The organism is Butyricimonas sp. (genome assembly GCF_019423355.1).
In the GTDB taxonomy this organism is placed as follows: Bacteria; Bacteroidota; Bacteroidia; order Bacteroidales; family Marinifilaceae; genus Butyricimonas; species Butyricimonas faecihominis.
On sequence record NZ_JAHZBP010000004.1, the window covers coordinates 331,105 to 353,962 of the forward strand.

The window sequence follows — 22,858 nt, forward strand, 5'->3', positions numbered from 1 at the left end:
AGTTTATGAATATGATTAGAAATATAAAATTAGGACTGATTGCAAGCGTGATGCTGTTATTCGTGTCCTGTAATTCATGGTTGGAAGTTGACCCTGACGATAGAATAATGGATAATTCTTTGTTCAAAGACAGGGAAGGTTTTCTTGCAGCTTTGAATGGCGTGTATTCGGAAATGAATACCCCGAGTTTGTACGGGGCCAATTTGTCAATGGGAATGATTGACGTGATGGCACAATATTATAACTGTAAATTTCAAGAGCATAACTACTCGGTTTATGCCAACTATTCGTACGCGCAGAAGGATTTCAAGAGTACCTTGGATAAGGTTTGGTCCGGGTTGTACTCGATGATCGCGAATTGCAACGCGATTCTTGAACATTGCGGGGAAGGGAATGCTGTTTTGCCGGACCAATATTATCGTTTGATCAAGGGGGAAGCTCTTGGACTGCGGGCCATGATGCACCTTGATTTGTTACGTATGTTCGGACCTATTTACACGGAGGAGAATAAAGGAGTGAAATGTATTCCTTACATGACCCGGGCGGACCGGGTGGTGCAGCCTTTGTTATCGGCTGATAGCGTGATGTATTACATTATCAAGGATCTGGAATCGGCATCTTCTTTACTTTCAACGGTGGATCCGGTGATCACGGACGGACCGAGAAATTATGATCCGGGGATGAATTCCAGTGATTTGTATTATAGACAATACCGGATGAACTACTTTGCCGTGAACGCTCTGATGGCGAGGGCTTATCTATGGATGGGAAACACGCAGAGGGCCGGAGAGTGCGCCCGGACCGTGATCGAGAAGGTGAGTAACGAGGATAAACCTTTATTCCCGTTGGTTGATGCCGACTACATGGCGAAGAATTTGCCGGACGGGGTGTTCTCTCCGGAAGTGCTGTTCTCGCTTTATAATACTTCTCGCGAGAGTAAGGTGTATAAGGAGTTCTTTGATCCCACTTTATCCGTGGCTAAAATATTGACCATGGCCGGAAATCTCACGTCGGGGCGGGTAAATACGACATACGACGATAAGGATGATTATCGCTACCGGATGTGGGCATCTACCATATCCAATAGTAAGGAGGTGACTTATTTGAATAAATATATTGACGAAACGGAGGCCGATTCGGCGTATCATTATCGCTATATGATCCCGTTAGTGCGTGTCAGCGAGTTATACCTGATCGCGGCGGAGTGTGAGACGGACGTTCCGACGGCTCTTGAGAAGTATTTTAATCCGTTACGTTTTTCCCGAAATTGCGTGAATCAGAGCGCATCCACTGCAGAAGAGATGAAGAGTTTGATTCGGGCTGAATACGTGAGAGAATTTGTAGGAGAAGGTCAGCTATTCTTCTATTACAAACGGAACGGGTTGCAGACGATCCCTGACGGGGCAACAGCGAGTGGCACGATGAACGTGCAATTAACAGATTACGTGTTCCCGTTGCCGGACAGCGAAACGAGCCAACGGGCAGAGTCACAGGATAATGTTTCACAAGAATAAGTTATGGCTATGAAAAAGATATTATATATGATCGCTCTCGTCTGGATGGCTTTTTGCGTGGCGAGTTGTGAAAAAGAGGTTAAAGACTATGACGGGCAGGAAGGCGTTTATTTTTACGTGCAATACGGTGCGGCACACGGTGATACTACGATTTGGGCCAGCCATTCTTCTACCCCGGTGGCATTTGCGAATGTTTCGGGTGATTATTACGATGTTAAATTGCGGGTGATGACCACCGGGAGGATAAAGGATTACGATAGGACTTTCCGGGTAGTTGTGGACAAAGATTCAACTACCGCCGTGGAAGGTATAAATTACGAGCCTTTTGACGAGTTCCAAGTGGTGAAGGCAGGAGTTCATTATGCCGATGTGATGGTTCGTTTGAAACGGGATGTGAGTATCCAAACGGAAGAACGTGTGTTGGGGTTGAAGTTGGAACCTACTGATGATTTTGGAATTGGAATTAACCAATGGGGGAAACTTGATGGTTTGTGGTCCAGCGACGGGGGCAATGATTTTGACGCATCCATACATAAGGTTACCATGAATGATTTTCTTGTACGTCCGGCTCGTTGGATTCCGGCAAAAGATTACGCTGTAGGAGAGGCTGAAGGAGGTTTATGGGGAGCTTTCACGAGAAAGAAGTATGAGTTGATGTGTGAGAAATTTAATTTGACTTATGAAGATTTCGAATCGGAGGCTACGATGCCTAATGCGAAGCGGACGATGATAAAGGATTATTTCGTGAATTATTTGCAGGATCTTTACGACAAGGGAACTCCCGTGCTGGAGGATGACGGACGTGCCATGTGGTTCATGGGGGTATCGTGGAAAACGGTCGTGGGACAACCTTGGATTCCGGAACAATAATGGTTGAACAATGTAAATCTGATAATTATGAAACGAAATATAGTATTCTTTTTAACAAGCGTGTTCATCTGTTTGTCGGTGGCCTGTTATGATGACAAGGGGTCTTACGACTACAAGGACGTGAACGAGGTTGAGGTGGATGGCCTAGGGACATCGTATAACCTGATATTCAAAAAGGACACGTTGAAAATTACACCGGAACTAAAGTTCACGCAGGATAGTTTGAGTTTGGATCGTTATGGTTACGAGTGGATCGTGGTATCGGGAATTTCGGGTTCTGAAGAGACCCGTGAGGTGATCGGTACGGAACGCAACTTGAAATACTTCGTGGAGTTGGAGCCAGGAACTTATACCCTGTATTTGAAAGTGAGGGATAAGCAGACCGGATTGTTATGGATGAACTACACCTCGCTCACAGTTCGGACAGAAGTCGGATTGGGGTGGTTATTGATTGGTGAAGATGCCGAAGGATATGTAAATGTCGATATGATTGCCATGCCGAATGATACGATCGTGATAAATAATTTGTTGTCAAATAACGGATTGCCTAGGCTGAAAGGTCCGAAAAGTATCATGTACACGGGAAGTCCATACGCGAGTTACTTGGCTCCTTACGAGAAGTTGTGGATTGCCACGGAAGACCGTTCTTATTACGTGAATACATCAACCTTTGAGGGAGAGCTGACGAATGTTTTCGAAACGATGGTTTACTCGTATCTTGATATTCCGGAGCAATTGAATCCGGTACATTTGCTCTCCCAAAGAACGGGAGGTTCGATGAACACAAGTAGATCGGTGGCTTGTGCTGAAGGTTTCGTGTTTAATATATCATCCCTTTTGAGTGGTGGTGACTATGCTAATCCTTTGAACCGTACGGCTGATGCTCCAGAAAAGTTGTTTAAGGCTTATCCGTACATCTTTGCCTCTTTAGGGTATGTTTCCGGGGGAGTACTTTATGATACGGACAATGGCCGTTTCTTGAGATTCACGTCTTCCGGTTCGACCTCAACGGCATTGCTTGATAATAGTGGTGAGGCGTTCCCGTGGATTCAGCCGGAAGGACGGACTTTGGTTTACGGGGAGAACACGATGGACACGGAAGGTGGTAGCCGGGGAAATTCGTTCACGTTGATGAAGGATGCGGGAACGGGCAAGTACTTCATCTATAAGTTCTATGCTTACGGTAGTTCTGCACAAAAACGTGCGGGTTACGAGGTAAAGAGTTCGCTTGCCACGGATATTGATAAAGCTGAATTTTATGCTTTTGCATCCAATCGTTCGCTCCTTTTATATGTGGTGGGAAAGACCCTGTATGCTTATGATTATAAAGTAGGCTACGAGAAGTTGTATTCCATGGATTTACCGGATGAAGTTTCGATGATGAAGTTTGATGTGAAATCGGGATATGGAGATTATAATGATCTTTATATTGCAACTTATAACAGTACGACGGGAGGAACGTTACAAAAATATGTGCTGGGAACCGATCAAAATAAGTTTGAGTTGAAACCGGATGAAAGATGTTGCTGGACAGGGTTAGTGAAAGTGAAGGACATGGAGTGGAAAAATAGTGCACAATAAATATGAAGATAAATTTAATATTATACTGGATGATAGCGGTAGTTTTACCGCTGTCATCTTTTGCTCAGGGGGTTGATTTTAAGTCGTTGACGATGCAGGAGGCGCAGGCTGTCGCGGAGAAAGAGAAGAAGATGATATTCATAGACTTCTACACGACATGGTGTGGACCGTGTAAGATGATGTCTTCGGAGGTATTTACCCAAGATCAGGTGGGGGAGTATTTTAACCGTGCGTTCGTGAATCTGAAAGTGGACGCAGAGAAGGGTGAAGGGGTGGAGTTAGCTAAGAAGTATCAAGTGAAGGCTTACCCGACATTCGTGGTGTTACGGGCGGATGGGACGGAAGTTTACCGGACGGCAGGAGCCCGTCCGGCAGACGAGTTCGTCGATAAGATTCGGAAAGGAATTGATCCCAAGTGGTCGCCCGAAGGTTTGACTCGTCGTTACGAGAAGGGGGAACGCACCCCGGAATTAGTGAACGAGTATGCCCTGTTGCAAATGGAATCGGGAAACGGGGAGATCGGGGGAAAGGTCGTGCAAGAGTATTTTGATAAACTGTCGGATAAGAAGAGGGTGAAACCGGAAAACTTCTTTCTTTATACCCGTTATACGTTGAGTTACAAGGATCCGAAGGCCGATTACGTGTTTGCTAACAAAGACCGTTTTATCAAGTTAAATGGACAAGAGGTTGTTGAGTCTTTGTTGTATAATTGGCTACGGCAAGAGATGATCCCTTTCGTGATGGCGAAGGGAGTTCCGGATACGGGAGAAAACTTAAAGGCTTTGCAGGATTTGGAAACAAAGATTCAGAAGGCCGCTCTGGCGAATCCCGGTTGTATGTCTGAACTGGATGAGATTGCGAGGGTACGTTGGGAAGGTGATTTGAAGGCTTATCTGGATATTTGCCGGGAAAAATTTGCCTCGCTGGAATCTAAGGATCGTTTTTCCATATTACTTAGTTTGGGGGCCTTGCAAGAAGAGAATGATGCTATAAAGACTTTGGCAGCTGGGTTACTCCGGGATCATTTGGATGAGTTTGAAAATACGAATCGGCGAGTGCTTTATATGACGCTGTTGAATCTTGAGGGAAAGAAGGAATACCGCCTGCGGGCCTCCATAGATGGGGTGAAAAAAGGGAAAGTGACGGTTTCTTACTTCTTGCGTGGAAAGTTTGAACGGGAAGATTACGAGTTCGATAATCACATGATAGATATTAGCCTTGCGGGACGGGACACGGTGGCCGCGAGTGTACGTTTGTTGTGTGAAGAACTAGCTTGTCCCACGGCAAGAGGGAATGATTATTATCCTCATTTTAACTTTATCGTTGTTCCGGGAGAGGCTGCCGTGGTGAAGGTTAACGCGGAGAAAGGGAAGGTTGCCGAGTTGGAATGGCAAAGAGGGGGATCGATTTCTCATGATTTTGTTCGTCTGAATTATGATCTGTTGGAGGCAGACGAGCGGGATTATAACCAACTGGTGATGGATAATATTATTCGTGGTGGTGATATTCGGGATTACCCGGACGAGTTCCAAGCGTCATGGGATGCGGGGAAACGTCGGGTCATGGCATTTATCCGGGAGAATCCGAATAGTTTTATCTCGGTGATGGAGTTGTGGGAACATTACATCTGGTTTGACGAGAACGAGGCCGAAGATATTTATAACCGTTTCCCCGCAAACTTGAAAGTAAGTCCCTACGGGCGGGTGATTGCGCAGCGTCTGGAGCGGAGTAAGGATTCGAGAACGGGGCAATCGGCAAAGAATTTCGTGAAGAAAGATATGAATGGGAAAACGGTGTCTCTTGAAAAGTTACGGGGAAAGTACGTGTTGCTGGATTTCTGGGGAAGCTGGTGCGGACCTTGCCGGGCATCGCATCCTCATTTGAAAGAGTTGTATGAAAAGTACAAGAAACAGGTCGTTTTTATCAACGTGGCGCAAGAGAACGTGAAAGATTTGAACGAGGCCCGGAAGCTTTGGAAGACGGCAGTTAAAGAGGATGGAATGACGTGGACTCAAATATTGAATAACGAGGGACGGGACGAGTATGACGTGGTACGTTTATTTAATATTTCCTCGTTTCCGACGAAGGTATTAATTGATCCCAATGGTGTCGTGGTTTCACGAATGGTCGGGGGAATGGTTGATGCGGGGGAGATTCTAAAGAAAGTGCTGGGTAAATAAACGAATAACCCCGCCTTCCGGCGGGGTTATTTACTTTTATAGTTGGTTAACAACTTCAACGCTGTTCATTCCGGTCTGGATGGCCTCGATGTTCATCGGGATCATCTTGTGATGACGAGGGGGTAAAGATTTTTGCAAACCTTTTTCCACGTTGTCAAGTTTCACGATCGGTTTTACCTTCAAGAATCCACCAAGAACGATCATGTTGAACACTTTCGGGTTACCTTGCTCTGCGGCAATGGCGGTTCCCTCGATCTTGTAGATATTGATGTCTTTTCTCGTCGGTTCGTGAGTGATACCGTTCGGGTCATAGATTAAGGTACCACCCGGTTTTACCATGCTTTCGAACTTGTCCATAGATTGTTGGTTCAAGACGATAGCGGTATCGTATTTCGTTAAGATCGGGGAGCTGATACGCTCGTCGCTCAGGATAACGGTCACGTTGGCAGTACCACCACGCATTTCAGGACCGTAAGAAGGCATCCAAGCAACTTCCTGATCTTGCATAATTCCGGAGTAAGCAAGAATCTTTCCCATAGAAAGAACTCCTTGTCCACCGAATCCTGCTATAATGATTTCTTCTGTCATAATTTTAGAGTTTATAAGGTTTATAAAGTTGTAAAGTTTATAAGGTAAGTACAGAGACTTTATGGACCTTATGGACTTTATGAACTTTATGAACTGATTAAATGTCTTTGATGTCTCCTAACGGGTATTTCGGGAACATGTTGTCTACCATCCATTTGTTGGCTTCTACCGGGGTTACTTTCCAACCGGAGTTACATGTACTAACGATTTCCACGAAAGAAGTTCCTTTGTCTTTCCGGGTGTTCTCGAATGCCTTGCGGATAGCGGCTTTTGCTTTACGCACGTTAGCCGGGGTGTGAACTGACTGACGGGTTACGTAACAAGTTCCATCCAATTGTGCAAGTAATTCAGTTAATTTCATCGGGAATCCGTTCAATTTAGCGTCACGTCCGTAAGGAGTGGTAGCGGTTACCTGTCCCAAAAGGGTGGTAGGTGCCATCTGTCCTCCGGTCATACCGTAGATTGCGTTGTTGATAAAGATTACCACGATGTTTTCACCACGGTTACAAGCGTGCATGATTTCCCCGCATCCGATAGATGCCAAGTCTCCATCACCTTGATAGGTGAACACGTAACGATCGGGATGAATACGGCTGATACCGGTTGCAACGGCCGGTGCACGTCCGTGTGCTGCCTCTGCCCAATCAATATCCAAATAGTTGTAAGCGAGTACGGAACATCCTACCGGAGAAACACCGATGGTTTTGTCTTGGATACCCATTTCTTCAATCACTTCCGCGATAATTTTGTGAACCACGCCATGGGAACATCCCGGACAGTAGTGCATCACGTTATCGGTAAGCACGGGAGTTTTCTTGTAAACAATATTCTCCTCTTTTATTATATCTTTTAATTCTACTGACATAGCTTATGCTCCTATAATTTGTTTTTCAAGTGCTTCAACGATCTCTTCCGGTGTCGGGATTACTCCTCCGAAACGTCCGAAGTGTTCTACCGGGATGTTATTGGCCACGTTCAAACGAACGTCTTCTACCATTTGACCGGCACTCATTTCTACTGTCAAGATACCCTTAACTTGTTTAGACAAGCGTGCAATTTCTTTCTTCGGGAAAGGATAAAGGGTAATCGGGCGAAGGATACCTACTTTGATTCCTTTTTCACGGCATAGTTGTACTGCTTTTTGGCAAATACGAGATGCTGATCCATAAGCCACAAATATGTATTCCGCGTCTTCACATTGAATTTCTTCGAAAAGAACGTCGTTTTCTTCCATCGCTTTGTATTTCTCTTGAAGTTTGTGGTTGAAAACCTCTTGTTTGTAAGAGTCCAGTTCCAATGAAGTTACCGTGTTGTGAGAACGGTGTGCTTTCTTACCGGTTAAAGCCCAGCTATCAGACATCTTGTCGATTTCTTCTTGTGTCCAGCGGGGTTTATATTCGCTCAATTGAACTTTTTCCATCATCTGTCCGATAACACCATCGGCAAGGATCATGGCCGGGTTACGATATTTGAATGCCAAGTCAAAACCAAGTCCTACGAAATCGTTCATTTCTTGAACGGAAGCGGGAGCAAGTACGATCAAGTGATAGTCACCATGACCACCACCTTTGGTTGCTTGGAAATAGTCACTTTGTGCCGGTTGGATGGTTCCCAATCCTGGACCTCCACGTACTACATCGATCACCAAGCAGGGAAGTTCTGCTCCTGCCAAGTAGGTTAAACCTTCTTGCATCAACGAGATACCGGGGCTAGATGATGATGTCATTGCCTTTTTACCGCAAGCAGCGGCACCGTATACCATGTTGATAGAGGCCAATTCACTTTCGGCCTGCAATACGACCATTCCTGTTTCCTCCCACGGTTTGCGTAACATGAGAGTCTCCATGACTTCGGATTGCGGGGTAATAGGGTAACCATAATAAGCATCACATCCACAACGGATAGCAGCTTCGGCTAATACCTCGTTCCCTTTCATTAATTTTACTTCTGCCATTTTCGGTAGTTTTTATTCTTATTGTACATTCATTTTGTAAACGGTGATCACCGAGTCTGGGCATACCAACGCACAGCTGGCACATCCAATACATGCTTCCGGGTTTACCATCTCGGAGTAGTGGTATCCTTTACCATTCACTTCTTTCGCCAAGTCAAGAGTTTTGGTAGGACACGCAACCACGCAAAGGTTACATCCTTTGCATTTTTCTTTGTCAACGACGATAGCGCCTCTAAATTTTGCCATAATTGAATTGATTATGATTTATAAATAAATTCTCTTTTTGCCTTATATTTTGTAACACATTTACGGGATAAAATTACAAACTTAAATTGAATCATGAAATAGTTTCCCTGTATTTTAACATTGTTTTACTTTCATGTTAAGACCATTCCACTGGAGCTTTTCCCGATTCAATTTCAGTAAATTGAAAACTTGAAGTTGAAAATTGAAAATGAGATTTTTGCAAGACATTTTCAATTTTCAATTCTCCATTTTCAATTATTTCGTGTGATCTGCCGCGAATCGTTTCAAACGTTCTTCCAGTTCCGGCATCCGTTCCAGTCCGGTTTGAGAAACGCAAGCGCGGAGACCTTGTTTCTTGGAACCCGTGTCACGCAACGGGATCGCTGATATGCCGTAATACAGAATTTCTTTCGTGAGGTCACCACCCGTGAATCCCGGGTAGATGATCGTGAAATAGAACCCGTCAGCGATAGGTTCTTCCAGATCCCGGTCATACACGATCTCGAAACCGTATTTGGTGAACAGCTCTTTCATGGCGTGGGCTCTCTCCGCGTATTCCCGTACGCCGTCGAGGATATTGATACGTCCCTCGTTGGCGGCTTTCAAGATGGCAGCCATGGCGTACTGGCAGGAGTGTGTGGTTCCGGATGATAGCGTGTAGATGATCCGGTTCACGATAGTGTAACCCAAGGTACCCATTCCCCCGAAACGATCGTGCAGGTTGTCGTATTTCCGGTTGTATAAAGCGTCTGAAATACACATGATTCCCAAACGTTGTCCGGCGTAACTAAATAGTTTGGAACCGGAGATCATGACGATGTAGTTATCCGTGTATTTGCCAACTGAGGGTTGGAACGGGGCTTTACCCGGTACGGAAAGATCCCGACGGAAGTCCATGGCAAAATAGGCCAAGTCTTCCAGCACGATCACGTCATACTTGGTGGCCAGTTCCCCAACGATTTTCAGCTCCTCGTCCGTGAAACATATCCAAGCCGGGTTATTCGGGTTGCTGTACAGGATGGCAGCGATGTTTCCCTTGGAAAGATGCTCTTCCAGTTTCTCCCGTAATTTTTCGCCCCTGTAATTATAAACGTCAAATGACTCGAACGGTTTTCCGATGACTTGCATTTGTGTTTTTTGAACGGGGAATCCCGGGTCGATGAAAAGAACGGTGTCTTTTCCTTTTTTACATTCCGTTACTGCCATGAAGGCGGCGAAACAGGCCTGCATGGAACCTACGGTCGGGATGATGCCTTCCGGCTTGATGTCGATGTCCACGAAGTTCTTCACGAACTTGGAACCTTCTTCCTTGAATTCCTTGTGGCCTTCGAGCATCGGGTAGAATTGAGCGCATCCGGCACGTAGCGCCTCGATCTCGGCGTCGATACCTATTTTAGAAGGGGCAAGTCCGGGAACGCCCATTTCCATACGGATGAATTTTTCCCCGCTTTCGGCTTCCACCATATTCACCACTTTCACGATGTCGCGTATCGTGGCATCTTCCATGTCACTGATCCCGCAGGCTGCCAGTTTCTGGTCAACGATCTTTTTGTCAATTAGATTATTTTGCATGACTACTTTATATGATTTATTCTATTTTTTCTCAGCATGTACGCGAGTTTAATAAAAAATTGTCATTATATATTCCGAAATCGTTTTAAATTTGACGTGAAGTGTCTAATTTAGTTTGATTCTGAAATTGATTTTATCGGTTAAAAGCTCTATCGGATTTCAAAAGAATCGTTTGTGGAGGAATCTCTTTTTCTAATAAAATGTGCGGACTAAGAAATTTTCTCACAGAGAGGATAATATTTAGTATTATTTAACAAATTGAGGGTGATTGGGTGCTTTTGTCTTGGTGATGTGACTATATCTCCTTGGTGATGTGCCGTACTCTCGTTAATAACTTAACGGGAAGTCAACGGGAAGTCAACGGAAAAATAATGGCGTGAGGGGGAGAATTTTTGGGAGAAATTGTATTTTAATATAAAGGAGATATGAATGAGAGTACGGCACATCACCAAGGAGAGTGTAAGTCGTGTGTAGTGAAGAGAGAATGGATTGTTTAATAATTTAAAAATTGAAATGATGGATGTATTTTTTCCGGAACAGAGAAAGAGACGAAAATGGACGATGAACGGGATCACGTATTATTACAAGAATGGGATGCTGTGTCAATGTATGAGCCATCGACCCCGGTTGAGAACGGGAAAGAAAAAGAATGGGAAACCTTTGATCCCGACGCCGGAACAAGTGAAGGCACGGGCGACGTTCAAACAGATGAATTTCTTGAAACGTTATTTTTTTTCAGCGCAAATAAAGGGAATTCCAATTTGGGATCTGGCTCCCGGGATAGTGGGGCAGGACCGGATGGCGAAATTTCATCGGGCAAACGCGGCGGCTTGCGGGGAACGGGGAGTTGAATATTACTCGATTTTCAAGTTTAGCGAGGGTATTTTGTTTCCGCCGATTAATATGCACGTGGAGCGGAATGGGTGGATGGTGACCATGACTTGGGAGAACCGAGAAGAGCGGGAACTATCATTAGCGTCGGATTGGTTGCGAGTGGGGTATTTTTATGATGCTTACCCTTTTGCCCCGAGGTTGTTGCCTGAAATTGTGGCCAAACGAGGGGATTGTCAGGCTGTTTTTAGAATACCGGATTCGAAGTTACCCGTCTCGATGGTATTACATTTGTACCCGTTTTTCTCTAGGCAGGACAAGTATGCTTTTTCTACGAGCTGTTATTTCCAAGTTTAAGTATTGGATAATTTTTGTAGCATTCGAAAGGGAGGTCTAAATGTACTTTCTTGTGCTGTCCCTTTTGAATCTCTTTTTGTTTTCGTAGTTTTGCATGATAAAACCGGGAAATTGGAGTATTGAAGTGATCGTCATTTTCAATTTTCAATTTTCAATTTTCAATTGTTATGAATCTGGAATGGTACATTGCGCGTAGGTTGTTGAAAGGAGACGGCACGAAATCCGTGTCGGTGCCGATCGTAAAGATTGCGATTGTTGGGATCGCCTTGGGGTTGTGCGTGATGTTATTGTCGTTGTTTATTATCACGGGGTTTAAGTACGAGATCACCGAGAAATTGTCGGGTTTCACGGCTCATTTGAGCGTGGTGCCTTTTGTCCCCGGTTCGACGAGTGAGGGGGGAGTGGTCCGTGAATCGGAGAGTCTGGTGAAAAGCTTGAAAGAGGTGGAAGGAGTGAAGAACGTGTACGGGTATATTGAGAAACCCGCAATTTTCAAGAGTAAGGAGGAGATTCACGGGGTGGTGTTGAAAGGGGTAGATGTGGGGTATGATGTTGTTTTTTTCAGGGAGAATCTGAAGGAGGGGAAAATGCCTGATTTTAAAACGGAACGGGCGTCAAATGAAATATTAATTTCTGCATCCGTGTCGGATATGCTGGAAATCGGTGTCGGTGGAAAAGTCACGGCCCATTTCGTGCAGGACCCGCCGAGAGCGAGAGTGTTTACCGTTGCCGGAATTTACGACACGGGTTTCAAGGAGTATGATGACGTGATGGTGTTGGTTGATGAACGACATCTGGCGAAATTGAATGATTGGGGACCGGGGGCGGTTTCCGGGATTGCTATCGAACTGGAGAATGTGGAACGATTAAACGAGGTGGTAGAGGAGGTGGAAAATGTCGTGTATGATGCGAGTGGAAATTACGAGGTACAGACGCTTGCTGACGTGGCTCCGCAAATTTTTGACTGGTTAGCGTTGTTGAACATGAACGTGTGGGTGATCCTGATTTTGATTGTCACGGTGGCCGGTTTTAATATGGTGTCGGGGTTATTGATTTTGATTCTGGATAAGACTACTTTGATCGGGATATTGAAAGCGTTAGGCTACAAAAATGTTTCTTTGAGAAAATTGTTCCTGTACATATCGGCCGGATTGATTATTAAAGGAATGTTATGGGGAAATGTGCTGGCTTTTGTTTTGGCAGGAATTCAGGCGATATTCCGTGTGATTCATCTAGATCCTGTGACGTATTATATGGACACGGTTCCAATTAATTTTAGTCTCGGATACGTGATATTATTGAATGTAGGAGTGATCGTGATAACCGTTTTAATGTTGATTGTCCCGACGATGCTGATTTCCAAGATTAGTCCGGTGAAGGCGATTAAATTCGAGTAAAGTTATGAGCGTGAAAAATGATATATATGCTATTAGAGATTCTCTATTGGATTGGTTGAAGGAACACCGACATGGTGTGATGGGTACGGTAATTTTTCATCTCGTGCTTGCTATCTTTTTGGTTTGTGTCGGAATTTCACGTTTGGATTCGCAACAGAGGATGGAAATCGAGATTGATATGCCGGAACCGGAAATCGTTCAGCAAAAGCAAGAGGAGCAAAAAAAGAAGGAGCAAATTCTCCAACAAAGCGCTGACGAGGAGGTGAACGAGATGTTGCGTTCGTTGGCGGTGAACGAGGATGCCGTGAAGAAAAATGCTGAAACCCAGCCTCACGAACGAGTAGAAGAGTATATTGAACAGATTCAGGAGGAGATTGATAGTGATTATGGGGGACGTTACCGGGCGAATAAAAACAAGCATTACAAGGAGGATAGTATTCGTGTCCAGCGGGATAAGAAGGAACGGATGTTGGATTCACTCCAATCCACGGTTTACGTGGGGAAAAGTAGCGTGTCATATAATATAAAAGGGCGTTACAAGACTTATCTGCCGATTCCTGTTTATAAATGCGAATTCGGTGGAAAAATCGTGGTAGCGGTAGTCGTGAACCGGCAAGGACGGGTTATTAAGGCTGAGGTGGTGGATGCGGAGTCGAATAAAGATGATTCTTTGCGGGAGGTGGCAGTAGATGCAGCCTTGAAGTCGGAATTTAACGTTGACGAGAAGGCCCCGGAACGACAGACGGGAACGATCACGTATAATTTTGTCAAACAATGACACGGTTTGTTTCTTCTATTTTTTCCCGCTTTTTCAGATTGTTATATCCCCGCACGTGCGTGGTGTGTGGCGATGTTCTGGTTGATGGTGAGCTTTTTTTGTGTTCTGCTTGTTTAAGCGGTTTGCCTTTGAACGAGGGAGTTGATGAGGAGGCGGACAAGGTGCTTGCGGATGATTTGGGAATCGAGCATTTATACTGGTTGTTCCGTTATGACCGGGCAAGTGATTTTCATAAATTAGTGTACGCCATCAAGTATCGTTCCAACCGGGAATTGGGCGTGTGGACCGGGAAAATGTTGGGAGAGCGGATGAAAGATGTTCGTGGGATTGATTGTATTATTCCCGTGCCGCTACATCCCGAAAGGGAGAAGAAACGGGGTTTTAATCAGGCTTTTCTGATTGGCACGGGGATTGCAAGTGTTTTAGGAGGACGGATCGAGCCGGAAGTGTTGAGGCGAGTGGTAAACACTCCTTCGCAAACAGGTTTGGAACGGGGACAACGGGCTGATAACGTGGCCAAGGCTTTCGAGCTGGGAAATACTACTCGGGTGGAGGGATGCCACGTGTTGCTGGTAGATGATGTCGTGACAAGTGGAGCCACGATCCGGGCGTGTATGATGGAATTGAGTAAAATCAAGGGAGTACGGGTAAGTGTTGCTTGTTTGGGGAAGTCCGGCAGCATCTAAAAAAACTTGAATCTTAAATCTAAAATTGAAAGGATTTTAGCTTTTTTTCCCTAGTTTTGTAAAGTTAATATTTTTGAGGACTATGAATAAATTTTTTTGGAACGGATTCTGTTTTGTCGCTATTATCGTGGCGTTGATTATATATGCCTGTGCAAACAGGGGTTACCCGCAGGGAGGAGAGAAGGACGTGACTCCCCCTCAGGTTATCAAGGAGGTTCCGGAATCTTTTTCAACGAATTTCAAGGGAAAACAGATTGATATTTATTTCAACGAATATGTTCAATTAAAGGATATTAACAAGAAATTCGTGATGTCTCCCCCGATGAAGAAGAAAGCCCGGGTGAGCTTGCGGGGAAAATACGTGCGGGTGACGTTTCAGGATTCTTTGAAACCGAATACGACTTACACGCTGGACTTTGCCGACGCGATCGTGGATAATAACGAGGGAAACCCGCTCGGTTTCTATCGGTACGTGTTTTCCACGGGGCCGCAACTGGATTCGATGGAACTCGGGGGACAGGTTATTGATATGCAAACGCAGTTGCCCGTGCTGGGTGCTACCGTGATGTTCTACCAGAATACCGCGGATTCCGTGGCGTTGACCGATTTGCCGAGTTACGTGGCTAAAACGGATAGTGCCGGAATGTTTCGGGTGACTAATATTAAGGATGATACCTATCGGGTAATGGCAATCGATGATGCGAGAGGAAATTATTTGTTTGTGCCTTCAGAGACAAAAGTGGGTTTCATTGATTCTTTGATTCAGACTATATCGTTCCCCACGACAGTTTATGATACGATTCACCCGGACACGACGGTTGTCGAGGGACGGAGAACGAAGAAGGGAATGGAGTTCAAAGTGGTGTCAAAAGACACGATTGTCCGGCGTGATTTCACCATGTTCGGACCTACAAACTTGTTTATCCCGATGTTTGACGAGGAAAAGACTCAATTGTATCTGGTTGATGAGGCTCGTAAGGAGCGGGAACGATTGGATTTTACTTTCAGTATACCTGCTGATAACCAGTTGAACGTACGATTGTTAGGGATACATCTGTTAGATAAGATTGATCAGGATGATTGGTATATCGAGGAACGTTCTGCCGGGAGGGATACGATTCAGTTGTGGATAAAGGACTCTTTGGTGTACAAGATCGATTCGCTCGTGGCAGAGGCCAGTTATTTGCGGACGGATTCGCTTGGTAAACGAGTGTTGCTTGCGGATACGATTAAATTCTATTACAAGGACAAACCGGAGCCCAAGGGTAAGCGTAAGAAGGAACAGGATTCCATTCCGGCAATTAAGTTTATGGAGATTAGCGCGGGGGTTGGTAGTACGGTGGATTTGAATAAGAATATCACACTGGAATTTGATCGTCCGATCGTGGAGGAGGGGTTGAAGAATATCCAATTGTTGGAAATGGTGGATTCCGTTTTGACCCCGGTTGACTTTAACTTGAAACATGATAGTCTGAAAATTCGTAGGTATTACGTGGAGAAAGAATGGAAGCCGGAAACGGAATATCAGCTGTTGATCGATTCGATGGGAATATATAGTATTTACGGGTTGTATAACAACAAGCTCGTGAAGGATTTTAAAACGAAAGCGATCGAGGATTACGGGAATATTATCGTGAACGTGAAGGAGGCTACAACCCCGATTATCTTGCAACTTTATCAGGGCGATAAGGAGATCAAGGTGCTGGAAGAACGGACGATCAAGGGAGATGGGAAGGTCATCTTTGATTACTTGGGAGAGGGAACTTATATGATCCGGGCTATTCTCGACCGGAACGGAAACGGGAAATGGGACACGGGTAATTACTTGAAACATTTGCAGCCGGAAGAGATAAAATATTTGCCCACGGAGATAAAATTGAAAAAGAATTTCGATGTCGAGCAAGACTTTGACATGAGTAAAACGTATAAGAGAGAAGATCCGAGTAAAAAGAAGAATACAGAAGGAGATAAAAAAAGAAATAGAACTAATCGATGAGAACGATTATATTGATAGTTACATTGTTTGTGAGCCTTCCTGCCATATCGCAGAAGAAGTTGCCTAACGTGATAGAGAAACTGACTTACAGGGGCTATTACAACTGGAGCTTTATCTGGATTAACGCGGGTTCGGTGGAAATGACCGTACAGCCTTCCGACAAGTATCCGAATGCCCAGTGTATATTTGCCGTGGGGTATTCGAATCCTTCGTGGGACTGGGTGTTCAAGCTGAGAGATACGTTGATATCGCATCATGATAGCATGACCTATAAACCTTACGAGTTTTCGAGAAAAGCGCACGAGGGGAATTACCATAAAACGTTCGATTACGTGTGGGATTACGATAGCGGGGTGATCCATGCTGATATACACCGGATCGGAAAATACCAACGTAAGGACACGATTAAATTGTTGCCGGACACGTACGATATGTTGTCCGTGGCATGGTATGCAAGGGAATTGGATTTTGATAACTATAAGAAAGGAGACCAGATCCCGATACGTATTCTATTGGACGATAAAGTATACGATTTATATGTTCGTTACTTGGGGAAAGAGAAAGTGAAAACGGATAGCGGGCGGCGGATGTGTCACGTGTTTTCTCCCTTGCTCGTGGCCGGGGACGTGTTTAAAGGGGGAGAGAACATGAAAGTGTGGGTAAGTGATGACGAGTATCGTATTCCCGTGATGGTTGAGGCTAAGATTATCGTGGGATCGGTGAAAGGTATCTTGGATGAGGCCAATAGTAAGTTTTAGCAATTGAAAATTAAGAATGCAGGATTGAAAATTATGCTGTATTTTTGATTTTCGACTATATATATCGTTAGGAAGGAGTTTAATTAATATTGTATTGGGAGTGAGATTCATTTTCAATTTTCAATTTTCAACTTTCAATTCTATTATTATGAAGAATATTGTATTTGTTTTCGTGATGGTTTTGATGTTAGGTTCTTGTAAGGATGCCACGAAGAACCTGATGCCTGCCGTGACAGGAAAAATCAATCAGGTATTGATTATTGCCGAGAAGAACACGTGGGATGGTCCCGTGGGTGATACGATCCGGGAATTCTTTGGACAGGAACAGGATGGTTTGCCACAGGCAGAACCGATTTTTGATGTGCTTAACCTGCCGGAGAAGTATTTTGATAAGAATATGAAGGGACACCGTAACGTGTTGCAAGTCGTGATTTCTCCTTCTATTGACTCTGCTTACGTGCAGTATGCAGATAGCCCGTGGGCCAAAACACAGAAGTATATAAAGATTGCAGCCCCGGATAGGAAAACGTTTTTCAAGTTGTTTGATGAGAATAAGTTAAGAATCCTTGGTATCTATGCTAAGGCTGAGCGTGATCGGCTAATATCGGTTTATAAGCGGACTGCGGATACCCGGATCTTTAATTTGTTCAAGAAGAAGTATAATATATTGTTGTATTGTCCTACAGGATATTACGTGAACAAGGATACAACGGATTTCGTGTGGATGTCGAGTGAAACGACCAAGAACAGTAAAGGTATTATATTCTTTACTGAAAAGTACGAGCATGAGAGCCAGTTTAATTATGCCATTATTTTTGATCGGGTGAACGAGGAGTTGAAGAAACATATTCCCGGTCCGCGTGAAGGATCGTATATGGCATTGGATCTGGAGGTGCCTTATACAGCCGTGCAATACAAGTATAACGGGCATTATGCCGTGTTATTCCGCGGCTTGTGGATGGTGGTGAATGATTTTATGGCGGGACCGTATGAGTTGAACGTGGTGTTGGATGAGGAACATCAGCGAGTGATCTATATGATGGGGTACGTGTATTATCCGAACGAGGAGAAACGGGATATGATGAAACAAGTAGATGCTATCCTGAACACCATGGTGATTGATTATAAAGATAAGGAAGAGAAGACGAAGTAATCAATGAGATATTTAATATTATTTTTGGTGATAGCATCCGCGTGTACGGATGCTATTTCCGTGAATGTACAAGACGGGATTGAACGGTTTGAGGCTTACCGGAGTCTGGTAGAGGGTAAGCGGGTTGGGATTGTGGCAAACCACACTTCCCGGGTAGACACGGTGCATAGTGTGGACTTCCTGTTGGAAAAAGGTATTCACGTGGTACGAATTTTTTGTCCCGAACATGGATTTCGGGGTACGGCTGATGCCGGGGAGACCGTGGGGGATTATATTGATACCGGGAGTGGTTTGAAGGTGGTGTCCCTGTACGGGAAGAAAAAGAAACCCCAGCCGGAGGATCTGTCGGGAATAGACGTGATGATTTTTGATATACAGGACGTGGGAGTACGTTTCTATACTTATCTATCCACGTTGCATTACGTGATGGAGGCTTGTGCGGAACAGAACATTCCATTGATCGTGATGGATCGTCCTAATCCGAATGCTTTTTACGTGGATGGCCCGGTCTTGCAAAAAGAGTTTAAGTCTTTTGTCGGGATGCACCCGGTTCCGGTCGTGTACGGGATGACGATAGGTGAATATGCCGGAATGATTAACGGGGAAGGTTGGTTGAAAGATAGCGTGACCTGTGATCTGACCGTGATCCCTTGCGAGGGATGGAGTCGGGAACAACCCGTGGCGTTACCTTATGCCCCGTCTCCGAATTTGCCGGATTCTGTTTCCATCATGCTTTACCCGTCAACTTGTTTTTTTGAGGGAACAGCGATTAACGAGGGCCGTGGGACTCTACGTCCGTTTCAGGTGTTCGGGCATCCGAGCTTGAAAGGTATGCCCTATTCTTACGTGCCTCGCCCGATTAAGGGAATGAGTATGCAGCCCAAATGCAAGGGGCAAACTTGTTACGGCATGGATTTGCAGGGAGAATACCACACTATTTTAAAGATGAAACGTCTGAATCTGGCTTGGTTATTGCTGGCTTATCAAGAGTATAAAGGCACGGAACCCTTCTTTAATGCTTTGTTCAACAAGTTGGTGGGAAATGATAGAGTGCAGCAACAACTGAAGGATGGAGTAACGGAAGAAGAGATTCGTGCCGGCTGGCAGGATGAGGTTGCGGGGTTTATGAAGGTGAGAGAAAAGTATTTGATTTATGATAAAAAAAATGTTGGTTAGCGGGAGGGAATCACTTAATCTAAAATCATAAATTAAGAAATTAATCAGATAATTAAATCTAACATCGTGATGTGGCGTTTATTAAAGTATTTCTTTATTTCACTGTTAGTATTGGTGATATTAGTGTGTGCTTCGATAGGCATCGTGTTGAATTTTATTTTTACCCCGGAGAAGTTGACTCCTATCGTGGAGAAAAGTGCCAATGAGTTTTTGAATGCGGAAGTACATTTTGATGCGATCGAGTTGACCTTTTTCTCGACTTTCCCGGAATTCGGGCTTGAGATGCGAAATGGTAGCGTGGTGACGAAAGTCTTTCAGGATTCGTTGAAACAGGAGAATGTTTATGCCGCTACTGATTCATTGATGAGTTTCAAGCGTTGTCGGCTGATCGTGAACCCGATGGCTTATCTGTCTCGAAAGGAAGTTATCGTGAAAGAATTGCGTTTGGAAGAACCGCAGATTTACGCTTATATTGACACGAACGGGGTTCCCGGTTGGAATGTAATGCGGGAGTCTGCTGAACAGGATTCAGTGGTCATGGTGGAGACGGATACGATTCAAGAAAAATTGATTGAAAGTATTGATATTCGTAACATTCGTATTGAGGGAGGAAAACTCGTGTTTGATGATCGTGCGAATGAACTTTATGCCCGATTGGAGGGGTTCGGTTTGAAAATCGATGGAAATTTTATGGAGCGGAAGGCGGACTTGCTGTTGGATGTGAAAGCAAAGAATATTCTTTTCTGGCAAGAAGGTAATTTACTCGTGAAACGCTTACGGTTTGGTCTACAAACAGGAATGCGTCTGGATCGAGATTCAATGCTTTACGTGTTGGATAAAGCTGTTATGAGGGTGAATAGAATGAAATTCGGGGTAGGAGGACATTTACAGGCAGATACATTGAATCGTTTGTTGGACGTGGACCTGACCTTTGGGATAAAAGTTCCTTCTTTGAAAACCCTGCTTGACCTTGTTCCGGAAACAGTACTAAAACATGATGAAAACGTGACGGTATCGGGAGAGGTGTTATGCCGGGGAACGTTGAAGGGGAAATATGGAAAGGATCGAGTTCCCGTGTTGGATGCTCGTTTCAAAATAAATGAAGGCTCCGTGAAATACGCGGGGATGCCTTATTCGTTGGATAAATTGGATGTTGACTTGGAAGGTGTCGTTGATTTACAGAAAGAACAACCTTCGTTTTTGAAATTAAACCGGTTTTGCGTGAAGGGAACAGATGTGGATGTGGATTTAAATGGCCGGGTGGATCAATTACTTTCCAATCCTTTGATTACCGCGAGCGTGAAGGCGGATGTCGATTTCTCTATATTACCCAAAATATTCCCGATACAAGAGGGGGGGACATTGACGGGAAGTTTGAATGCTGGGCTAAAAGGAAATGTTTTATTGGCTGACATAAAGAATAAAAACTATGGAAAACTGGATATTCGAGGGGGGTGTCAATTAAAGAATGTTTTGTTAGCCAGCGAAAAGGATAGTTTGAGATTACGTTCAAAATCTGTGATATTGGGATTCGGAACCAACATGGAAGATAAGACTATCTTGCAGGAAAAGAACCTATTGAATGGGATCTTTGGTTTTGATAGTGTCGATATACAGTGGAAGAATGCTTTAACCTTTCACATGGATACTTCTTACGTGAAGGTAAAAACTTCTCCCTTGCGGGATACCACGGCAGTCGCCTCAATGTCGGCAGACATTCGTTTCGGGTGGATTGACTTGGTGATGGGTGACTCCCTGCGGTTCCGGATGGGAAATAGCACGGCTAATTTTGCCTTGGCTCCCTCTCCGGAAGATAAAAAGCTCCCGTTAGTAAAAGCGAAGGTCAATATGGATAGTTTACGGGTAAGAGCTAGAGGGAATCGTTTACGACTGGCGAATGCCGGATTTGATCTTTCGGGAGTTCCGGACCGGAAAAATAAACGTCAATGGCTCGCCAGTGGGGTGGTCGGCTTTAAGGATATGCGGGTATACACCCCCTTGTTTCCTCTGCGGATGCGTATGCCGGGGACGAAGATTACTTTAAGTCCCGGACATATTAAATTGAATGGTGCAAAGTTGAAGATGGGACGTTCTGATCTTTTGTTAACCGGGGAAGTGTACAATTTGGCGGGTGCATTTTTGCGGCAGGAGGATTTGAAAGCTAATTTGAAGGTGAGATCGAATATGATTAATTGCAATCAATTGATGAAAGCCATGGAAGTTGGGGCTGCCAATCGAATGAACATGAAGTGGGGGACAGAAGAGGAATTGAGTGAGGATGAATTGTCTGATGTGGATTTGGCGGCAGATTCCACGTACGTGGCTGACTCTACCATGTCTGTTTTTGTTGTTCCTCCCGGTGTTGATTTCACGTTTGAGACGAATATTAAGAAGGTGTTGTATGGAAAGTTGGAATTGGATAGTATTCACGGGAAAGTGGTGATGCAAAATCAATGTATCGAGTTGTCGGATTTGAGTATGCGTTCCATGGCGGCAGATGTGAAGACCACGATGTTGTACAAGGCTTCCGGGAAAGAGAAAGCGTATACCGGTTTCGATTTACGAATGGATGATATTGACGTGGGGGCGTTGATTAATTTTATGCCATCTTTGGATTCGATCGTTCCGATGCTACGCTCTTTCGATGGGCTGGTAGATTTCCATATGGCGGCGGAGACAGATCTGGATTCTACAATGATGGTTGATTTACCGACCTTGAGGGCTGTGGCTTACATTGATGGTAAGGATTTGGTGTTGATGGACGGGGAGACGTTCTCGGAGATTTCCAAAATGTTGATGTTTAAAAACAAGGAGCGTAATCTAATTGATAGCGTGGCCGTGGACTTCCGCATCAAGGATGGTATGATTGAAGTGTTCCCCTTCCTAGTGGAGGTGGATCGTTACAAGGTGGCCGTGGGTGGAGAACATAAGATTGACATGACTTTTAATTACCATATTTCCGTGTTAAAATCACCCGTACCCTTCAAATTGGGAGTAGATATTTACGGGTCGATGGAGAAGATGAAATTCAAGATTACGAAGGCTAAATACAAGAACCTATTTATCCCTTCCAAACGGGCGAAGGTGGATAGCGCCCAGATTAATGTACGTAATCAAATTCGACGGATATTGCAGTCAGCGAGGGAATGATAAAAGGATGCCAACAAAGGCACACCCTTTTTTCGGACACAACTTTTGTGATTAGGAAAAATAGTTGATTG

Annotated in this window: 18 protein-coding genes; 13 read left to right on the top strand and 5 right to left on the bottom strand. The window is 44.5% G+C overall.

All coding sequences use genetic code 11. From position 1 onward, the window contains the following. Positions 1 to 5 precede the first annotated feature (5 nt). The 4 genes from QVC79_RS07850 to QVC79_RS07865 are packed head-to-tail and all read left to right on the top strand — an operon-like array spanning position 6 to position 6,145. Positions 6 to 1,514, top strand: coding sequence for a RagB/SusD family nutrient uptake outer membrane protein (locus QVC79_RS07850; protein ID WP_270592416.1), 1,509 nt, complete (start codon positions 6 to 8; stop codon positions 1,512 to 1,514). A 9-nt stretch (positions 1,515 to 1,523) separates the two neighbouring features. Beyond that, positions 1,524 to 2,384: a DUF4843 domain-containing protein gene (locus QVC79_RS07855; RefSeq protein ID WP_270592419.1), complete on the top strand. Its 861-nt coding sequence runs from the start codon at positions 1,524 to 1,526 to the stop codon at positions 2,382 to 2,384. Between the two features lie 27 nt (positions 2,385 to 2,411). Next, entirely contained in the window at positions 2,412 to 3,965 is a 1,554-nt protein-coding gene (locus QVC79_RS07860; RefSeq protein WP_270592420.1) for a PKD-like family lipoprotein, read from the top strand. A 2-nt stretch (positions 3,966 to 3,967) separates the two neighbouring features. Next, positions 3,968 to 6,145 (top strand): TlpA family protein disulfide reductase, encoded by a 2,178-nt coding sequence (locus tag QVC79_RS07865; protein WP_270592422.1) that lies wholly within the window; start codon positions 3,968 to 3,970, stop codon positions 6,143 to 6,145. Between the two features lie 36 nt (positions 6,146 to 6,181). Here QVC79_RS07865 and QVC79_RS07870 read toward each other — a convergent pair whose 3' ends face one another. The 5 genes from QVC79_RS07870 to QVC79_RS07890 form a co-directional block, all read right to left on the bottom strand. Further along, on the bottom strand, positions 6,182 to 6,733 hold the full coding sequence (locus QVC79_RS07870) for a 2-oxoacid:ferredoxin oxidoreductase subunit gamma family protein (protein WP_027202853.1): 552 nt from the start codon (positions 6,731 to 6,733) through the stop codon (positions 6,182 to 6,184). A gap of 97 nt (positions 6,734 to 6,830) precedes the next feature. After that, positions 6,831 to 7,598: a thiamine pyrophosphate-dependent enzyme gene (locus QVC79_RS07875; protein ID WP_087420937.1), complete on the bottom strand. Its 768-nt coding sequence runs from the start codon at positions 7,596 to 7,598 to the stop codon at positions 6,831 to 6,833. A gap of 3 nt (positions 7,599 to 7,601) precedes the next feature. Continuing rightward, complete coding sequence (locus QVC79_RS07880) at positions 7,602 to 8,687, bottom strand: 3-methyl-2-oxobutanoate dehydrogenase subunit VorB (protein ID WP_124315802.1); 1,086 nt, start codon at positions 8,685 to 8,687, stop codon at positions 7,602 to 7,604. Positions 8,688 to 8,705: 18 nt separating this feature from the next. Next, a complete protein-coding gene (locus tag QVC79_RS07885; RefSeq protein WP_124315803.1) occupies positions 8,706 to 8,933 on the bottom strand; it encodes a 4Fe-4S binding protein in 228 nt (75 codons plus the stop codon). A 255-nt stretch (positions 8,934 to 9,188) separates the two neighbouring features. Further along, positions 9,189 to 10,505 carry a pyridoxal phosphate-dependent aminotransferase gene (locus QVC79_RS07890; RefSeq protein WP_270592426.1) on the bottom strand — a complete coding sequence of 439 codons (1,317 nt, stop codon included), beginning with the start codon at positions 10,503 to 10,505 and terminating at the stop codon, positions 9,189 to 9,191. Positions 10,506 to 11,021: 516 nt separating this feature from the next. Here QVC79_RS07890 and QVC79_RS07895 point away from each other — a divergent pair. From QVC79_RS07895 to QVC79_RS07935, 9 genes are all read left to right on the top strand, one after another. Beyond that, positions 11,022 to 11,693: a hypothetical protein gene (locus tag QVC79_RS07895; protein WP_270592427.1), complete on the top strand. Its 672-nt coding sequence runs from the start codon at positions 11,022 to 11,024 to the stop codon at positions 11,691 to 11,693. Between the two features lie 167 nt (positions 11,694 to 11,860). Beyond that, a complete protein-coding gene (locus QVC79_RS07900; RefSeq protein ID WP_270592428.1) occupies positions 11,861 to 13,090 on the top strand; it encodes an ABC transporter permease in 1,230 nt (409 codons plus the stop codon). A gap of 4 nt (positions 13,091 to 13,094) precedes the next feature. Continuing rightward, on the top strand, positions 13,095 to 13,868 hold the full coding sequence (locus QVC79_RS07905; RefSeq protein ID WP_118304442.1) for an energy transducer TonB: 774 nt from the start codon (positions 13,095 to 13,097) through the stop codon (positions 13,866 to 13,868). Then, positions 13,865 to 14,554, top strand: a complete 690-nt coding sequence (locus QVC79_RS07910; protein ID WP_270592431.1) for a ComF family protein — start codon at positions 13,865 to 13,867, stop codon at positions 14,552 to 14,554. Before QVC79_RS07905 ends, QVC79_RS07910 begins: the two co-directional genes overlap by 4 nt. 82 nt (positions 14,555 to 14,636) lie before the next feature. Next, positions 14,637 to 16,550, top strand: coding sequence for an Ig-like domain-containing protein (locus QVC79_RS07915; protein WP_270592433.1), 1,914 nt, complete (start codon positions 14,637 to 14,639; stop codon positions 16,548 to 16,550). After that, on the top strand, positions 16,547 to 17,308 hold the full coding sequence (locus QVC79_RS07920) for a DUF3108 domain-containing protein (RefSeq protein ID WP_270592435.1): 762 nt from the start codon (positions 16,547 to 16,549) through the stop codon (positions 17,306 to 17,308). Before QVC79_RS07915 ends, QVC79_RS07920 begins: the two co-directional genes overlap by 4 nt. A gap of 148 nt (positions 17,309 to 17,456) precedes the next feature. Further along, positions 17,457 to 18,461 carry a DUF4837 family protein gene (locus tag QVC79_RS07925; RefSeq protein WP_270592436.1) on the top strand — a complete coding sequence of 335 codons (1,005 nt, stop codon included), beginning with the start codon at positions 17,457 to 17,459 and terminating at the stop codon, positions 18,459 to 18,461. A 3-nt stretch (positions 18,462 to 18,464) separates the two neighbouring features. Next, positions 18,465 to 19,637 carry an exo-beta-N-acetylmuramidase NamZ family protein gene (locus QVC79_RS07930; RefSeq protein ID WP_270592437.1) on the top strand — a complete coding sequence of 391 codons (1,173 nt, stop codon included), beginning with the start codon at positions 18,465 to 18,467 and terminating at the stop codon, positions 19,635 to 19,637. Positions 19,638 to 19,706: 69 nt separating this feature from the next. Continuing rightward, on the top strand, positions 19,707 to 22,787 hold the full coding sequence (locus QVC79_RS07935) for an AsmA family protein (RefSeq protein ID WP_270592439.1): 3,081 nt from the start codon (positions 19,707 to 19,709) through the stop codon (positions 22,785 to 22,787). Positions 22,788 to 22,858: the final 71 nt, after the last annotated feature.

Excerpts from the sequence above, each read along its gene's own strand:
- QVC79_RS07850 (WP_270592416.1), top strand. The coding sequence starts at position 6 with ATGAATATGATTAGAAATATAAAATTAGGACTGATTGCAAGCGTGATG.
- QVC79_RS07855 (WP_270592419.1), top strand. The coding sequence starts at position 1,524 with ATGAAAAAGATATTATATATGATCGCTCTCGTCTGGATGGCTTTTTGC.
- QVC79_RS07860 (WP_270592420.1), top strand. The coding sequence starts at position 2,412 with ATGAAACGAAATATAGTATTCTTTTTAACAAGCGTGTTCATCTGTTTG.
- QVC79_RS07865 (WP_270592422.1), top strand. The coding sequence starts at position 3,968 with ATGAAGATAAATTTAATATTATACTGGATGATAGCGGTAGTTTTACCG.
- QVC79_RS07870 (WP_027202853.1), bottom strand. The coding sequence starts at position 6,733 with ATGACAGAAGAAATCATTATAGCAGGATTCGGTGGACAAGGAGTTCTT.
- QVC79_RS07875 (WP_087420937.1), bottom strand. The coding sequence starts at position 7,598 with ATGTCAGTAGAATTAAAAGATATAATAAAAGAGGAGAATATTGTTTAC.
- QVC79_RS07880 (WP_124315802.1), bottom strand. The coding sequence starts at position 8,687 with ATGGCAGAAGTAAAATTAATGAAAGGGAACGAGGTATTAGCCGAAGCT.
- QVC79_RS07885 (WP_124315803.1), bottom strand. The coding sequence starts at position 8,933 with ATGGCAAAATTTAGAGGCGCTATCGTCGTTGACAAAGAAAAATGCAAA.
- QVC79_RS07890 (WP_270592426.1), bottom strand. The coding sequence starts at position 10,505 with ATGCAAAATAATCTAATTGACAAAAAGATCGTTGACCAGAAACTGGCA.
- QVC79_RS07895 (WP_270592427.1), top strand. The coding sequence starts at position 11,022 with ATGGATGTATTTTTTCCGGAACAGAGAAAGAGACGAAAATGGACGATG.
- QVC79_RS07900 (WP_270592428.1), top strand. The coding sequence starts at position 11,861 with ATGAATCTGGAATGGTACATTGCGCGTAGGTTGTTGAAAGGAGACGGC.
- QVC79_RS07905 (WP_118304442.1), top strand. The coding sequence starts at position 13,095 with ATGAGCGTGAAAAATGATATATATGCTATTAGAGATTCTCTATTGGAT.
- QVC79_RS07910 (WP_270592431.1), top strand. The coding sequence starts at position 13,865 with ATGACACGGTTTGTTTCTTCTATTTTTTCCCGCTTTTTCAGATTGTTA.
- QVC79_RS07915 (WP_270592433.1), top strand. The coding sequence starts at position 14,637 with ATGAATAAATTTTTTTGGAACGGATTCTGTTTTGTCGCTATTATCGTG.
- QVC79_RS07920 (WP_270592435.1), top strand. The coding sequence starts at position 16,547 with ATGAGAACGATTATATTGATAGTTACATTGTTTGTGAGCCTTCCTGCC.
- QVC79_RS07925 (WP_270592436.1), top strand. The coding sequence starts at position 17,457 with ATGAAGAATATTGTATTTGTTTTCGTGATGGTTTTGATGTTAGGTTCT.
- QVC79_RS07930 (WP_270592437.1), top strand. The coding sequence starts at position 18,465 with ATGAGATATTTAATATTATTTTTGGTGATAGCATCCGCGTGTACGGAT.
- QVC79_RS07935 (WP_270592439.1), top strand. The coding sequence starts at position 19,707 with ATGTGGCGTTTATTAAAGTATTTCTTTATTTCACTGTTAGTATTGGTG.